This window comes from Duganella vulcania, from assembly GCF_009857655.1.
Lineage (GTDB): Bacteria > Pseudomonadota > Gammaproteobacteria > Burkholderiales > Burkholderiaceae_D > Rugamonas > Rugamonas vulcania.
Map to the genome: position 1 here is coordinate 1 of NZ_WWCX01000076.1, position 14,732 is coordinate 14,732.

Below are 14,732 nucleotides of genomic sequence, written 5' to 3' on the forward strand. Positions count from 1 at the left end.
CATGCCTTGCGACGTCGGCTTGGGCGGCGCTGGTTGCCGCCGGATCGGCCTGGCGCTCCGGCTTGCTGGTGGCCATGGATGTGCTGGAGGCGACACGCACTGGCGCCTGGCTGGCGCTGCTCGTGGTGCTGGCCGGTGGCACGCGGCGCCGTGGCTGGCTCGCGGCGGCCGGCGGCTTGGCGCTGCTGAGCTGGTTGGTGGCCGCCGAACAGCTGCCGTTGGCGGCCATCGTCGTGCGGCTGGGCCTGTCGGTGTCGGGGATGCTGCTGGTCGAGCATCTGTATCGCGGCACGCCGCCGGCCTCCCGCTGGGGCATCAAGTTCGCCTGCCTGGGCATCGGCGCCTTGTTCGCCTACGACTTCTACTTGTACAGCGAAGCCTTGCTGTTTCGCCGAGTCAACCAGGATATCTGGGCCGCGCGCGGCATCGTCAACGCGCTGAGCGTGCCTTTGCTGGCGTTGGCGGTGGCGCGCAATCCGGTGTGGACCGCCGGGCTGTCGCTGTCGCGGCAGATCATGTTCCGCTCGGCGGCGTTGCTGGGATCGGCTTCCTACCTGCTGGCGATGGCCGCCAGCGCCTGGTATCTGCGCTACATCGGCGGCGTGTGGGGGACGCTGATGCAGCTGGCCTGCCTGTCCGGCGCGGCCCTGTTGCTGTCGGGCCTGCTGTTTTCCGGCACCGTACGCTCGCGGCTGAAGGTTTTCATCAGCAAGCACTTTTATCAGGGGCGCTACGATTATCGGCACGAATGGCAGCGCCTCACGCACGCGCTGGCCGAGGATAGCGCGACCCTGCCGCAACGGGCGATACAGGCGGTGGCGGAGCTGGTGGAAAGCCCGGCCGGGTTGTTGTGGCTGCGTCGCGACGGCCCGGACTTCCAGGCCGTGGCGCGCTGGAACATGCCGTTGCAGACCGCGATCGAGCCGGCGGACGGCGCCTTGTGCGGGTTCCTGGCGCAGCGCGGCTGGGTGGTCGATCTGCCCGAGTGGCGCGCCGATCCGCGGCACTACGGTCGGCTGGGGTTGCCGGCGTGGCTGGCTGAGGATCAAGGCGTGCGGCTGGTGGTGCCGCTGATGCTGGAGCGTAGCCTGTTCGGCTTCATCTGCCTGGCGCCGCCGCGCGCCAGCCTCGTGCTGAACTGGGAGGTGTGCGATGTGCTCAAGATCGCGGGGCGGCAGGCCGCCAGCTATCTGGCGCATCAGGAGTCGGCCCACAGCCTGGCGGTGGCGCGGCAGTTTGAATCGTTCAACCGGATGTCGACGTTTGTCGTGCATGACTTGAAGAACCTGGTGTCGCAGCTGTCGCTGTTGCTGGCCAACGCGGAACGGCACAAGGCCAACCCGGCGTTTCAGCATGACATGCTGGCGACGCTGGCCCATACGCTGGGCAAGATGCGGTCCTTGCTGCTCAAGCTGCGCCGCGACGAGGTGGCCGAGCTGTCCGCGCCGCTCCCGCTGGAGCCGCTGCTGGCGCAACTGGTGCGCGCCTGCGCGCAACTGGAGCCCCGGCCGGTGCTGGAGTCGTGCGAGCCGGGCTTGGTGGTGCTGGCGAACCGGCAGCGGCTGGAGCGGGTGATCGGGCACCTGATCCAGAACGCGGTGGAGGCGACGCCGCGCAGCGGGCGGGTCGCCCTGCGCCTGCTGCGCCGCGACGCCGCCGCGGTGATCGAGCTGAGCGACACGGGGCACGGCATGAGCGAGCAGTTCATCCGCGAGCGGCTGTTTCAGCCGTTCGAGTCGACCAAGAGCGCCGGCATGGGCATCGGCGTGTTCGAAAGCCGCGAATACGCGCGGGAGATCGGCGGACGGCTGGAGGTGAGCAGCGCGCCGGCGCACGGGACGACGTTCCGGCTGGTGCTGCCGTTGCACGCGGACGCGGCCGGATCCATGGAGGACAGACATGGCCAAGAATAAATTGCTGGTGGTGGAGGACGACCAGGGCTTGCAGAAGCAGCTGCGCTGGAGCCTGGATGCCTACGAGGTGGTGGTGGCGGACGACCGCGAATCGGCGATGGCGCAGCTGCGCCGCCACCAGCCGGCGGTGGCGACCATGGACCTGGGCTTGCCGCCCGATCCGGACGGCGCCAGCGAAGGGCTGGCTTTGCTGCAGCAGATCCTGGCGGCGGCGCCCGACACCAAGGTCATCGTCCTGTCCGGCAACCAGGCGCGCGAGCATGCGCTCAAGGCCATCGCCATGGGCGCCTACGATTTCCACCAGAAGCCGCTGGACGCCGATACGCTGGCGCTGGTCGTGGCGCGCGCCTTCTATCTGCATGCGATGCAGCAGGAGAACCGGCGCATGCTGCAGATCCAGTCGGATTCGCCGCTGGCCGGCATCATCAGCCGCGATCCGGGCATGCTGAAGGTGTGCCGCAGCGTGGAGCGGGTGGCGCCGTCGTCGGCGTCGGTGATGTTGCTGGGCGATTCGGGCAGCGGCAAGGAGTTGATCGCGCGCGGCCTGCATCGCCTGAGCACGCGCCAGGACAAGCGCTTTGTCGCCATCAATTGCGCGGCCATCCCCGAGCATCTGCTGGAGAGCGAGTTGTTCGGCTACGAGAAGGGCGCCTTCACCGGCGCGCAGCGGCAGACCCTCGGCAAGCTGGAGCTGGCGCACGGCGGTACCTTTTTCCTGGACGAGGTTGGCGACCTGGCCTTGCCGTTGCAGGCCAAGCTGCTGCGTTTTCTGCAGGAGCGGGTGATCGAGCGGATCGGCGGACGCAGCGAGATCAGCATCGATGTGCGGATTGTGTGCGCCACGCATCAGAATTTGAAGGCCTTGTCGGAGAGCGGACGCTTCCGCGAAGATCTGTTCTACCGGCTCAGCGAGATCGTGCTGTCCATTCCGCCGTTGCGCGAGCGCGTGGGCGACTGCGCTTTGCTTGCCCATCATTTCAAGAACAAATTCTGCGCCAGCGAGGCGCGCTCGGCGCTGCACTTCAGTCCGGAGGCGTTGGCGGCGATTGAAGCGTATCCCTGGCCGGGCAATGTGCGCGAGATGGAGAACTGCATACGTCGCGCCGTCATCATGGCCGATGGTCCGCAGATCACGCCGCCGGACCTGGGCTTGCCGGACAGCGCGGCCGTCGACCCCAGCGTCAATCTGCGCCAGGCCCGCGACGCGGCCGAGTACCGGGTGATGGTGCAGGCGCTGGCGCGGGTCGACGGCAATATCGTCAAGGCAGCGGAGTTGCTGGGCGTGAGCCGGCCGACGCTGTACGACCTGATGAACCACCACGGCTTGAAATAAGGGCTAGTCGTCGTCGCGCCACTGGCCGGCCGCGATTAGCTGGTTCTTCAGTCCCGGCAAGGGGAAGCCCAGTCCGTAGGCCGTGCGGGCGCTGGCGCGGGCTTGTTCGTAGTCCTTGCGCTTGAGGTAGAGCAGGCCGAGGTTGTAATGGGTGGTGGCGTTGCCCGGCTCCAGCCGGACTGCTTCCTTCAATTGCTCCAGCGCCGCGTCAGACTGGCCCAGCCCCAGCAGGTAGCCGCCAAATAGCGCGTGGACGCGTGCGTCGTCCGGCCGGAACCGCAGCGCGCGGTCGAAGTAGCAGTCGATCGAGTAGCGGGCGCCGTAAGGTCTGTGATTCTTGTCGCGCAAGGCCAGCTTGCTCATGGCGGCCAGGGCGCGGTGGTGGTTGGGGAAATGCTCCAGCGTGTAGCCGATGTCGGCGCCCAGCGAGCCTGACGAGCCGCGCACCAGGCGCTCCACCTCGGGCGTGAAATGGTATTGCTCGACCACGGTCAAGCCTTCGCGGTCGGTGGGATTGGTGTAGTCGCCGCCCGGGTCGTGCTTGACGTAGCTGTCGCAGGCCTGGCCGGTGGCGGCGCCAGCGGCGATCATCAGTATTAGCAGGGCGATGCTGCGGGCGTGGGTTGTCATGTTGCTTCCTTGTGGACGGTGCGGTCCAGCAGCGTGGCCAGCTCCAGGGTGCGGGCGGCGCGCGAGTGGCTGGTGATGATCTTTTGCGAGGCCAGCGGCGCCTGCCAGGTGCGGCACAGGTGCAGGAAGCGCAGCAGGGCGGCGGCGATGTCGGCCGCACTATCGGGCTGGCCGATGGTGTCGATGCCGGCTGCGCGCAGGGTGGCCGCGGTGTCGCCGGCGGCGTCGGTCAGGGCCAGCAGCGGGCGGCGGGCGCGCAGGTATTCGTACAGCTTGGCCGGGATCTGGCTGTTGCAATTGGCGGCCTGGAGCAGCAGCAGGCCGTCTGCGCCCAGCATCTCGGCCACGGCTTGATGGTAGGGCAGCGCCGGCGCCAGCTCGATGATCTTGTCGAGGCCGGGATGGCGTTGCATCAGCATGCGCAGATGGCCGTCGTGGGCGCTGGCGCGCAGCAGCAGGCGGAAGTTGTCCGGACCGATGCGGTGTTCGGACAGCAGCTTGGCCAGCGCGGCGAACAAGGGGCCGGGGTCGCGTTCGGACGGATAGATGACGCCGCTGTGCAGCAGCGTGAAAGGCTTGGAACCGGCTGGCCGGTCGGTGAGCTCGGCGCAGGCGAACACGGATTCGTCGTAGCCGTTGGGGATCAGCGCCAGCCGGCGCTCGTCGGCCAGCGGGTGGCGCTGGCCCAGGCTGAGCAGGGCGCCCGGTGTGGTGCAGACCACGGCGGCGGCATGGCGGATGGATTGCCGCTCGATCCAGCCGTGGATGCGCCGGCGCCGCGGGTCCGGCGGGTAGCCGGCATCGACCATCGGGTCGCGCTGGTCGGCGATCCACGGGACGCCGGTCAGGCGGTGCAGGCTGAGCGCGATCAGGTGGGCGGTGGCGATCGGGTAGCTGGACCAGATGGCGTCCGGCCGGTGTTTGCGGATCAGCCGCAAGCCGGCCGGGACGGCGCCCAGCCACCACGATATCCAGCGGTCCGGCTGGGCCAGCAGCTCGGGATAGCGTCCGCGCAGCGCGAGGTGGCGGGAACTGTCCAGCGCGAAGCTGCGGTGCACCGCAATGGCGGCGTCGTGGTGGTTGGCGCCGAGGTCTTCGTAGGCGCGCGGATGGACCGTCAACACCAGCGGCTGCCAGCCGTGCTCGGGCAGATGCCGGGCGAACGCATGCGTGCGGTGTATGCCGCTGCCGCCACTCAGCGGGGGGTAGTGATAGGCGATCATCAGAACGCGCTTCACCATGATGCGATCCAGTCGGTGCAGACGGTGGCGACGTCCGCGCGCCAGGCGCGGCTGGAGAAGGTGTGGTTAGCCTCGGGGACGTGGACCAGCTGCACGCGCGGTTCGTCCAGCAGCTGGCGCCAGTGTGGCTGGTGGCCGGGTAACGCCGAGAATTCCCGCGCGCCGAGGTCCGCGCCGCTGAGCACGATAAGCGTGTGCCCGCGGAATTGGCGCAAGGCGCGGTAGAGACGCTGGGGCAGGGACAGTCCCCCGGCTTCGGCGGCTGGCCGTCTCGCGGCTGTCGCCAGCGCGATGAAGGAGCGCAGGGTGGCGCCGATCCGCACGGCGCCGCCGCCGAGCTTGCGCCAGAAGTCGCGGTCGAGCAAGCGCTGCGCGTAGTAGTGGCGCAGCGTGGCGTTGGCGTGGCCTTGCTCTGTGCGTACCCAGGGATTGAGCATGACGAGGCCGGCGATGCGCGGATCGCGCGGCGCGTGCCAGGCGGCGGCGGTGGCGCCGTCGCACAGGCCCCACAGCACGAGTTCCTTCATCGCCGGCAGCGTGTTGAAGAATTCGGCGATGGCGGCGTCCAGGTCGTCGTCGAGTTGTTCGAAGTTGCGCTGCTCCCCCTCGCTGTCGCCCATGCCGCGGTAGTCGAAGCGCATGACCGGGATGCCGGCGGCGGCCAGCTGCCGCGCCAGCAGGACGAAATGGCGGTGGCTGCCGACGCGGTACTGCGGGCCCCCCGTGACGATCAGTACGCCGCGCTGGCGCGGGCGCTCCGGCAGGTCGAGGATGCCGATCAGCCGGCAGTCGCGGCAAGCGAAACACAGGGCGCGGCTTTGCCAGGTCATGACCACCCTCTTGGCATGGCGGCCAAGGTCGCGGCGATCAGCGCCGGTACTTCGGCGATCTCCGGCGTCGACCAGAAGGGCGCGCCTTCAAGCGGGAAGGCGTCGACGTGCGCGCCCGCGCGCTCCCACCGTTCCAGCAGCAGGGCCGACGCCGGCTGCAAGGTTGCCGGCTGCTGCGGTGCAGTCAGCTCCAGCCACTGCACCGGGCAGTGCGGCCGGCGCCCAGCCTCGGCCGCGTTGATCGCCTCCACCAGCTCGGGCGCCAGCGTGTAGCCGCCCGCCTCGTTGGCGTCGGTGGCTTGCGCGGGGCCAAACAGGCGGGCCGCTGTCTGCAGCCGCATGAACTGGCGCAGATGGGGACGGCCGCTGATCACTGGCTGCCACAACACCATGCCTGTGGGGGCGGGCCGCGCCTGGTCGCCGAACTGCAAGGCTAGCAAGGCGCCCAGGCGCAAGCCCCACAAGTAGGCGGGGCCAGGGCAGTGCTTGGCCAGCCAGCGCCAACCCAGCGCCAGGTCGGACAGCCACAGCTCCCAGCGGGCCTCGGAGAAATCGCCGCTGCTGTCGCCGCATCCGTACAGATCCATTTGCAGCACGCCGTAGCCGGCGCCGGCGTAGGCGCGCGACTGCAGCGCCGCCATGCGCCGGCTCTTGTTGAGCTCCTCGGCGAACGGGTGGACATATAAAATGGAGCCACGCGCTTGTACGCCGGGATGCGGCGGGTAGTACAGGCAGAAGCGGTCGCCCAGGTCCGCCGGCAGGAAGAACGGCAGGGCGTGGCTGCGTTGTGCATACCCGCTCACGTCAGTTTCCCTTGCACGAAGGATGTCAGCGTGCCGACGGTGGCGAAATGGCTGGCGCTGATCTCGTCGTCGTGGACGTGGATGGAGAAGCGTTGCTCCAGCTCGGCGATCAGGTGGACCACCGCCATCGAATCGAGTTCGGGCACGCTGCCCAGCAAGGCCGTTTCCGGCTGGAGCTGGATATTTCCCAGCCCCAGCGTGTGGCGCAAGGCTAGGCAGACTTGATCTAAGACAGGCATGGCGGCTCCTTGGGGACGGCTTCGGGCAGGGGGCTGGTGTCGAACGTCAGTTGCGGGAAGCTCGATGGCCGGCGCGACAGGTGGAAGTAGGGCGCCAGCGTGGCGCACATCCATTGCCAGCTGCCGCAGCGCAGGAAGATGGCGCTGCCCAGGCCGACCACGCCGATGCGCGCGTGGGCCCGCAGCGAGGCGGGGTTGAATGCGGAGATGCGGCTGCAGGTCCAGCGCACGCCGCGCCGGCGCAAATGGCAGCGGGCGGCCTCCCACAGCCTGGGGAAGACCCAGCCCAGCCGCTCCTCCGGCCGGACCCAGACGTCGAAATCCCACGAGGCGCGCGAGCTGGCCAAGCGGTAACGGACCCGCACCTCATCCTCGAGGTAGGCCTCGGGTATCAGCCACAGAAAGCCGGCCAGCCGGTCGTCGCGCCAGGCTGTCAGGCTGCAAGCGCCCTGCGCGAAGCGCTGGCGGACCACTGGTTCCGGGCGGGGATAGTCGTCCGGCATGCCGTCGGCGGGGGCGTGTTCACGGATGTGGATGTCCTGCCCGCGCGCCGCGCACAGCGTGGTGTCGCCGACGTACTGTGCCACGAACTGATAGCGGTGCAGCGTCCAGGTGCCCGCGCTGGCGGCCGCCAGCACATGGCCGAGCCAGTACAGGATGGCATTGAACCAGCCCAGTTGCAGGTAGGTGTGGCGCAGGCCAGTGGTCATCGCGGCGTGCCTCAAGGTGAGCGGAACTCCAATTAGACGCCGTCCGCACGGCCGCAGGTTTGCGCCAGCACAAGCGGACACCATGCTTGAGCCACATCAAGAACGGTGGAGCGATTTATCTCAATCATAGAGGCTGCCTCTCGATAGGATCCCGCCATGACGCAGTTAGTTCACCAGTTAATTTTTCAATCCGCGCAGCGCGAGCCGCAGCGGCAGGCCTTGTCGTACCAGGGCGTCGGGCTGAACTACGCCGCGCTGGCGCAGATGGTGCGGCTGTGTGCGGCCGCGTGGGTGCATCATGGGCTGGGGCGCGGCGAGCGGCTGGCGGTGTTCATGGAAAAGCGCGAAGAAGCGGTGGTGGCCATGTTCGGCGCGGCCGCCGCGGGCGCGGTGTTCGTGCCGGTGAATCCGGTGCTGAAGCCCGAGCAGGTCGCGCACATCCTGGGCGATTGCGACGTGCGCATCCTGGTCACCACGCGCGAGCGCTACAATCTGCTGGCGACGGTGCTGGCGGGTTGTGCCGGGCTGCGGAAGGTCATCATCGTCGGCTCCATGGAGGGATTGCCGGGGTTGGATGGCCTGCAATTGTTGTCCTGGCGCGAGTGCATGCGTGATGCGCCGCAAACGCCGCCCCATCCCTGCATCGACAGCGACATCGCGGCGATCCTGTACACCTCGGGCAGCACCGGCAGGCCGAAGGGGGTGGTGCTGTCGCATCGTAATCTGGTGGCGGGCGCGCTGAGCGTCTCGTCTTACCTGGGGAATACGCCGGAGGACCGCATCCTGTGCGTGTTGCCGCTGAGTTTCGACTACGGCCTGAGCCAGCTCACCACGGCGTTTGCGGTCGGCGCCTGCGCGGTGTTGCTGAACCATCTCTTGCAGCGCGATATCCTCGAAGCCGTCCAGCGTGAACGCATCACCGGCCTGGCCGCCGTGCCGCCGCTGTGGATGCAGTTGGCCGAGCTGGACTGGCGCCATGCGCAGCGGCTGCGCTACATCACCAATTCCGGCGGGGCGATGCAGCGCCATACGCTGGCCAAGCTGCGCAAGCTGCTGCCATACACCCAGATTTACCTGATGTACGGCCTGACCGAGGCGTTCCGTTCGACCTTCCTTGCGCCGGAACAGCTGGACCGCCGCCCCGATTCGATCGGCAAGGCGATCCCGAATGCCGAAGTGCTGGTGCTGCGCAGCGACGGTTCCCCCTGCGGCCCGAACGAGCCGGGCGAACTGGTGCATCGCGGCGCGTTGGTGGCGATGGGCTACTGGAACGATGCGCAGCGCACCGCCGAGCGCTTCCGTCCGCTGCCCGACCGGCTGGGCGGACTGCCCGTGCCGGAACTGGCCGTGTGGTCTGGCGACACCGTGCGTTGCGACGACGAGGGCTATCTGTATTTCATCGGCCGCAGCGACGATATGATCAAGACCTCGGGTTACCGCGTCAGTCCGACGGAAGTGGAAGAGGTGGCGTACGCCACCGGCATGGTGGCGGAGGCCGCCGCCATCGGCGTGCCGCACGAGACGCTGGGGCAGTCGATCACGCTGGTGGCCGCCTCCATGCCGCAGGGCGGCATCGACGGCGATGCACTGCTGACGGCCTGCCGCCAGGCATTGCCCGCGTATATGGTGCCGTCGGTCATCGATATCCGCAGCGCGCCCCTGCCGCGCAACCCCAACGGCAAGATCGACCGCAAGCTGTTGGCCGACCAGCTGGCCGGTGCACGGTGCGCGTCGTGACGGCCGTTGCCGAGCTGCCGCGGCACGCGCAGCCTAGCCAGTTCCCGACATTGGACGATGTGCTGCTGCTGGGAGGCATCGAACTGACCCGTTTGGCGGAACGGGTGGGACGTACGCCGTTCTATGCCTACGAGCGCAGCCATATCGTTTCCCGCGTCGCCCAGCTGCGGCGGACGCTGCCGGAAGGCGTACGCCTGCACTACGCGTTGAAGGCCAATCCGATGCCGGCCCTGGTGCAGTTGATGGCGGGGCTGGTCGATGGCTTCGATATCGCGTCGGGCGGCGAGATGAAAGTGGCGCTCGATGCCGGCATGGCTCCCGGCCGCGTCAGCTTCGCCGGGCCAGGCAAGCGCGACGAGGAATTGCGCTGCGCGGTGGCTGCCGGTGTGCTGCTGCACCTGGAGTCCGAGCGCGAGATGGAACGCGCCGCCTGCATCGGCGCGGAACTGGGCATGACGCCGCGGGTGGCGGTGCGAGTCAATCCCGATTTCGAACTGAAGATGGCGGGCATGAAGATGGGCGGCGGCCCCCGTCCGTTCGGCGTCGACGCGGAGCGGGTGCCGGCGATGCTGCAGCGGATGGAACGGTTGGGATTGGACTTTCACGGTTTCCATCTATTTTGCGGTTCACAGAATCTGTCCGCCGCGGCGATCTGCGAGGCACAACGGCTCAGCGTTGAACTGGGCTTGCGGCTGGCCGACCACGCACGGGCGCCGCTGCGCATGCTGAACATCGGCGGCGGCTTTGGCGTGCCATATTTCCCGGGCGAACGGGCGCTGGACCTGGCGGCGGTGGCCGAAGGGCTGGAACAATCGTTGCGCTTGCTGCGGCAGGCTTGGCCGGATACTGACCTGGTGCTGGAGCTGGGACGCTATCTGGTGGCCGAAGGCGGTATCTATGTTTGCCGCGTGCTGGAACGCAAGCGTTCGCATGGACAAACCTTCCTGGTGACCGACGGCGGCCTGCATCAGCATCTGGCGGCATCCGGGAATTTCGGCCAGGTGATCCGCAAGAACTTTCCCGTCGCGATCGGCAACCGCATGCATGCGGCGGCCAGCGAGACGGTCTCCGTGGTCGGCCCCTTGTGCACGCCGCTGGACCGGCTGGCCGAACGCATGGAGTTGCCACGCGCCGAGGCCGGCGATCTGGTGGTGGTATTCCAGTCGGGCGCCTATGGATTGACGGCCAGTCCGACCGCCTTCCTGAGCCATCCGCTGCCATTGGAGGTACTGGTATGAGCGGCCTGTGCGGTTATGTCGCCACCGACGCGGCGGCGGACAGCGATAGCGTCAAGCAATTGTTGGCCGGCATGGGCCGGACGCTGGCGCGTTTCGATGACAGCCCCGTGTGCATCGCGGCGGAGCGGGGCGGAGGCATCGCCGTGGCCGCCTCGGCAGACAGCGTCAGCGTGCATGGCGCGGATGGGGTGCTGGTCGCGGTCTGGGGACGGCCCTTGCTGAACGGCTGCAACGAGAATCTCGCCGAGCGTTTCGCCGCCCTGTGGCTGATCAAGGGGGCGCAAGCGTGCTCGGCACTGTCGGGACCGTTTGCAGTGTGCGCGATGGCGGAGGCGGGGGAGCAACTCTTGCTGGCCATCGACCGCAGCGGCGTCCACGCGATGCATTATCAGCAGGTGCGGCAAGGAGTGTTGTTCGGCTCGTCGGCCGCCGCGCTGCAGGCGCATCCGCATGCGCTCACGGCGCTCGATCCGCAAGCCATCTACAACTATCTGTATTTCCACACCGTGCCGGCGCCGCGCACTGTGTATCGCGGCCAGCGCCGCCTGCAGCCGGGCGAATATCTGCAGTACCGGCATGGCCATTTGCAGACGGGCAGTTATTGGCAGATCGAATACCAAGAGCAGGCTGCCACGCCCTTCAGCGAGCTCAAGCAGCAATTCCTGGCGACGCTGGAAAATTCCGTGCGTCGTTCGGCCGGCAGCGCCAGGACCGGCGCTTTCCTGAGTGGCGGCACGGACAGCTCGACGCTGGCAGGCATGCTGGCCAGCGTCAGCGGCAGCGCGCCGCGCACGTATTCGATCGGTTTCGACGTGGCCGGCTACGACGAGATGCGCTACGCCCGCATCGCCGCCCGCCATTTTGGCGCCGACCACCATGAGCTGTATGTGACGGCGGGCGATGTGGCCGCCGCCATTCCGCGCATCGCGGCCGCGTCGGACCAGCCGTTCGGCAATTCGTCGGCCGTACCCGCCTATTATTGCGCCAACATGGCGCGCACCGACGGCGTGACCCGGCTGCTCGGCGGCGATGGCGGAGACGAACTGTTCGGGGGAAACGAGCGCTACGCGCATCAGGCGGTGCTGTCCCGCTATGAACAACTGCCGTCGGCGCTGCGTCAGGTGGCGCTGGAACCCTTGCTGTTCGGCCTGGCCGGCGGACTGGACCTGGCGCCGCTGCGCAAGGCGCGCAGGTATATCGAGCAGGCGGTGATGCCGATGCCGGCCCGGCTGGAAACGTATAACCTGTTGCAGCGCTACGGCCCCGGCGAGGTGCTGCATCCGGAGTTCCTGTCCCGCGTGGATGAAAGCGCGCCTATCGGGCAACTGAACGACTGCTACTGGCAGGGTGACGGCTTGAGTCTGATCAACCGCATGCAGACGCTCGACCTGCGCTACACGCTGGCGGACAACGACTTGCGCAAGGTGCGCCTGGCGTGCGAGTTAGGCGGCGTGGATGTGGCGTTTCCGTTCCTGAGCGATGAAATGCTGGCGTTTTCGGCGCGCTTGTCGCCCAAGGACAAGCTGAATGGCACGCGGCTGCGGTATTTCTTCAAGCGTGCCTTGCAAGGCTATCTGCCGGGGGCCATCCTGCGCAAGAAAAAGCATGGCTTCGGCTTGCCATTCGGCCACTGGCTGCAGCGGGACGCGGGCTTGCAGGGGCTGGTGCTGGACAGCTTGAGCGACCTCAAGAAGCGGCAGATCATACGTGCGGACTTCATCGAGCGCTTGATGCACACGCTGGTCGCCGAACATCCCGCCTATCACGGCACCATGGTGTGGGTGTTGATGATGCTGGAGCAATGGCTGGCCCGTTCAGTGGCGCCGGCTGGCAAGTAGCCTCAGCAGGAAGCGCGGCCGGTCCTGCTCCCAGGGCGTGTAGCGTGGCAGCTGCAGCGGGTCGCTGGCGGCGTGGGCCGCGCCGGGCGCGGTGGTGACGGCGGCCCGGAAGCCCAGCTGGCTGGCCATGCCGGCATGGCGCTGGTCGAAATCGACGCCCGGCTTGCCGTTCGGATAGGCGAACAGGTGGACCGGGGTTTGCGTGATGTCTTCGAGGGCGGCTTTGCCACGCTGCATGTCGGCGTAGGCGTCGGCATCGGCCTGCCTGGCCAGGATGGGGTGGGAGGCGGTGTGCGCGCCGATCTCCATGCCCGCCGCCAGCAAGGTCCGGACGTCTTCGCTGCGCATCATCAATTCCTCCTGCCGGTCCGGCGCCAGGCTGCAGGCGAGCGCTTGGCGCTGCCGGGCGGGAAGGTACTTGAGCGCTTGCAGCAGCTTTTCTATCGCATGCTGCCGCTGGTGCAGGGTGTGCACCTGAAGCGCGTCGCAGCCCGGCACCGCCAGGCGCAACACGGACTGGCGGGCCTGGCGCACGCCGGCGATCACGTCGTCGTTCCACATCCGGCCACCGTCGAGGTAGTCGCTGGCGATGAAGAAGGTGGCGCTTAATCCGAGGCGCTGCAATATCGGCAGCGCGCAGGTGGCGTTGTCGGCATAACCGTCGTCAAAAGTGATGCTGGCGGCGCGCGGCGGAAGCGTACCCAAGCGCAGGCGCGCGATGGCACGGCTCAAGGGCAAGACGTGGAAACAGTGCTTGAGCAACGTCATGTGGCGTTCGAAGAGCCGGGTGTCGGGCAATGCCGGTTGCAAGGGATCGGGCCGCGCCAGTACGCGGTGGTAGACCAGTATCGACAGGCATTGCTTCATGGTTGCCTGACCACCGGATGGCGGCTTTCCAGTTCGCCCTGCACGGCGTATCTGGCGGCATGCTGCCGTTTGGCAACCAGCACCCGGGTGGCGATGATGACGGCCATCAAATAGTACGGCACGTCGAAATACAGCAGGCTCAGAAAGGCTCCGCCGACCGCGAATCCAACGAAACTCGCTTGTATCATGGTGGCCAACTGCTGCGCCCATTCCAGCTCGGGTCGGCCCAGGCTGTGGCGCGCGATCCACGCGGCCGAGCGCCAGGTCAGTCCGAGCAGCAGCAAATAGAGCGCCAGGCCGACAAAGCCGTGTTCGCCCAGGGCCTGGAAATAAATGCTGTGCGCGGCGTGGATATCGTGCGGATCGGGCGCGTAGAGGAAGAAGGCGCGCGGTTCGGCGATGTCGAACCCGCCGCCGAAAAACCGGTCTTTCGCGAGGTTCCACGCCATATACCAGGCGTTGATGCGTCCCATTGCGGATTCATCCGCCTGATAACTGCCGATGCTGTCCATGCGCTCGCCCCAGCGATCGGGCATGAACAGCAGGGCCAGCGGGATCAGCACGGCGAGCAGGAGGGCGCCGGCCAGTTTATGGCGGCTCTTGGACCACATCACCACGATCATGGCGGCAATCGCGAGCAGCGCGCCACGCGAATAAGAGCCGAGCGCGGCCAGCGCGCTGAGCAGCATCGCCGCACCCAGGCCAAGGCGCAACCAGCGCCCGGCGCTGCGCAATTGCAGGTAGCGCAGCAGTGGAATGGTCATGATCAGGGCCAGCGCGATTTCGTTGTTGTCGCCGATAAACGTACCTTCCGGCCCCCACACGCGGTCGACCCCGCCGCTGCGAATGGTGAACAGTCCGCCCTTGACGCCGTAGTAGCCCAGCGACATGGCCAGCACCCACATCAGGCGGTGCACGTCCTCGCGCGTGCGTATCACCATCATGGTTACCAGGCTCATCAGCATGATCTTCATCACCTTGCTCCACTGCGCGTAAGCGGTCTCGGGGAACATGGCGAACAGGGTGGTGACGTTCATCCACAGGATCAGCACGATCAGCGTGTAGGTGATGGGCGATACCGGCAAGGTCTTGGGCAGGCGCGAGCTTGCCAGGCTGAACAGCGTCGCGATGGCGACGATGAAAGCGAACGGAAAGGTGGCGGCAAAGCCCCAGCTTTGCGTGTGGGGATTCATGACGCTGATCCACACCCACATCAGCACACCGTTGACCGGATTGCGCAAGATCAGCGGCAGGCTGCCAAAGATGATAAGGGTGATCAGGATGTCGCGCATGGCCGGAATCACTCGTTGATGCGGCTCAACGTTGCAACTGAGCCTGTCACTACACTGGATT

Annotated in this window: 13 protein-coding genes; 5 read left to right on the top strand and 8 right to left on the bottom strand. The window is 67.4% G+C overall.

Annotated elements, in window-relative coordinates; translation table 11 throughout:
- Positions 1-1,913, top strand: a 1,913-nt coding sequence (prsK, locus tag GTP90_RS26965) for an XrtA/PEP-CTERM system histidine kinase PrsK (protein WP_161086398.1), incomplete at its 5' end; no start/stop codon positions are given.
- Positions 1,900-3,246 carry a PEP-CTERM-box response regulator transcription factor gene (gene prsR, locus GTP90_RS26970; RefSeq protein ID WP_161086399.1) on the top strand — a complete coding sequence of 449 codons (1,347 nt, stop codon included), beginning with the start codon at positions 1,900-1,902 and terminating at the stop codon, positions 3,244-3,246. The genes prsK and prsR, both read left to right, overlap by 14 nt.
- 3 nt (positions 3,247-3,249) lie before the next feature.
- Here the strand turns inward: prsR and GTP90_RS26975 are convergent, their stop codons facing one another.
- From GTP90_RS26975 to GTP90_RS27000, 6 genes are read right to left on the bottom strand one after another with little or no spacing between them, the layout of a single operon-like run.
- Positions 3,250-3,876, bottom strand: coding sequence for a tetratricopeptide repeat protein (locus GTP90_RS26975; RefSeq protein WP_161086400.1), 627 nt, complete (start codon positions 3,874-3,876; stop codon positions 3,250-3,252).
- The gene (locus tag GTP90_RS26980; protein WP_161086401.1) at positions 3,873-5,117 is read right to left on the bottom strand and encodes a glycosyltransferase; all 1,245 of its coding nucleotides are present in this window, start codon (positions 5,115-5,117) and stop codon (positions 3,873-3,875) included. Before GTP90_RS26980 ends, GTP90_RS26975 begins: the two co-directional genes overlap by 4 nt.
- Positions 5,111-5,947, bottom strand: coding sequence for a hydrolase 1, exosortase A system-associated (locus tag GTP90_RS26985; RefSeq protein WP_161086402.1), 837 nt, complete (start codon positions 5,945-5,947; stop codon positions 5,111-5,113). The genes GTP90_RS26980 and GTP90_RS26985 overlap by 7 nt, the downstream gene beginning before the upstream one ends.
- Entirely contained in the window at positions 5,944-6,750 is an 807-nt protein-coding gene (locus GTP90_RS26990) for a hydrolase 2, exosortase A system-associated (protein WP_161086403.1), read from the bottom strand. Before GTP90_RS26990 ends, GTP90_RS26985 begins: the two co-directional genes overlap by 4 nt.
- Positions 6,747-6,989, bottom strand: coding sequence for an acyl carrier protein (locus GTP90_RS26995; protein WP_161086404.1), 243 nt, complete (start codon positions 6,987-6,989; stop codon positions 6,747-6,749). The genes GTP90_RS26990 and GTP90_RS26995 overlap by 4 nt, the downstream gene beginning before the upstream one ends.
- Positions 6,977-7,699 (bottom strand): GNAT family N-acetyltransferase, encoded by a 723-nt coding sequence (locus tag GTP90_RS27000; protein ID WP_161086405.1) that lies wholly within the window; start codon positions 7,697-7,699, stop codon positions 6,977-6,979. Before GTP90_RS27000 ends, GTP90_RS26995 begins: the two co-directional genes overlap by 13 nt.
- A gap of 156 nt (positions 7,700-7,855) precedes the next feature.
- On the opposite strand from GTP90_RS27000, the gene GTP90_RS27005 reads away from it, so the two are divergent.
- From GTP90_RS27005 to GTP90_RS27015, 3 genes are read left to right on the top strand one after another with little or no spacing between them, the layout of a single operon-like run.
- Positions 7,856-9,436 (top strand): acyl-CoA ligase (AMP-forming), exosortase A system-associated, encoded by a 1,581-nt coding sequence (locus tag GTP90_RS27005; protein ID WP_161086406.1) that lies wholly within the window; start codon positions 7,856-7,858, stop codon positions 9,434-9,436.
- Positions 9,433-10,674, top strand: coding sequence for a pyridoxal-dependent decarboxylase, exosortase A system-associated (locus tag GTP90_RS27010; RefSeq protein ID WP_161086407.1), 1,242 nt, complete (start codon positions 9,433-9,435; stop codon positions 10,672-10,674). The genes GTP90_RS27005 and GTP90_RS27010 overlap by 4 nt, the downstream gene beginning before the upstream one ends.
- The gene (locus tag GTP90_RS27015; RefSeq protein WP_161086408.1) at positions 10,671-12,512 is read left to right on the top strand and encodes an asparagine synthetase B family protein; all 1,842 of its coding nucleotides are present in this window, start codon (positions 10,671-10,673) and stop codon (positions 12,510-12,512) included. Before GTP90_RS27010 ends, GTP90_RS27015 begins: the two co-directional genes overlap by 4 nt.
- Here GTP90_RS27015 and GTP90_RS27020 read toward each other — a convergent pair.
- Together GTP90_RS27020 and GTP90_RS27025 are read right to left on the bottom strand one after the other, a co-directional pair.
- Positions 12,489-13,379, bottom strand: a complete 891-nt coding sequence (locus tag GTP90_RS27020; RefSeq protein ID WP_161086409.1) for a polysaccharide deacetylase family protein — start codon at positions 13,377-13,379, stop codon at positions 12,489-12,491. The two genes, GTP90_RS27015 and GTP90_RS27020, sit on opposite strands and share 24 nt — an antisense overlap.
- Entirely contained in the window at positions 13,376-14,671 is a 1,296-nt protein-coding gene (locus tag GTP90_RS27025; RefSeq protein ID WP_161086410.1) for a putative O-glycosylation ligase, exosortase A system-associated, read from the bottom strand. Before GTP90_RS27025 ends, GTP90_RS27020 begins: the two co-directional genes overlap by 4 nt.
- Positions 14,672-14,732 lie beyond the last annotated feature (61 nt).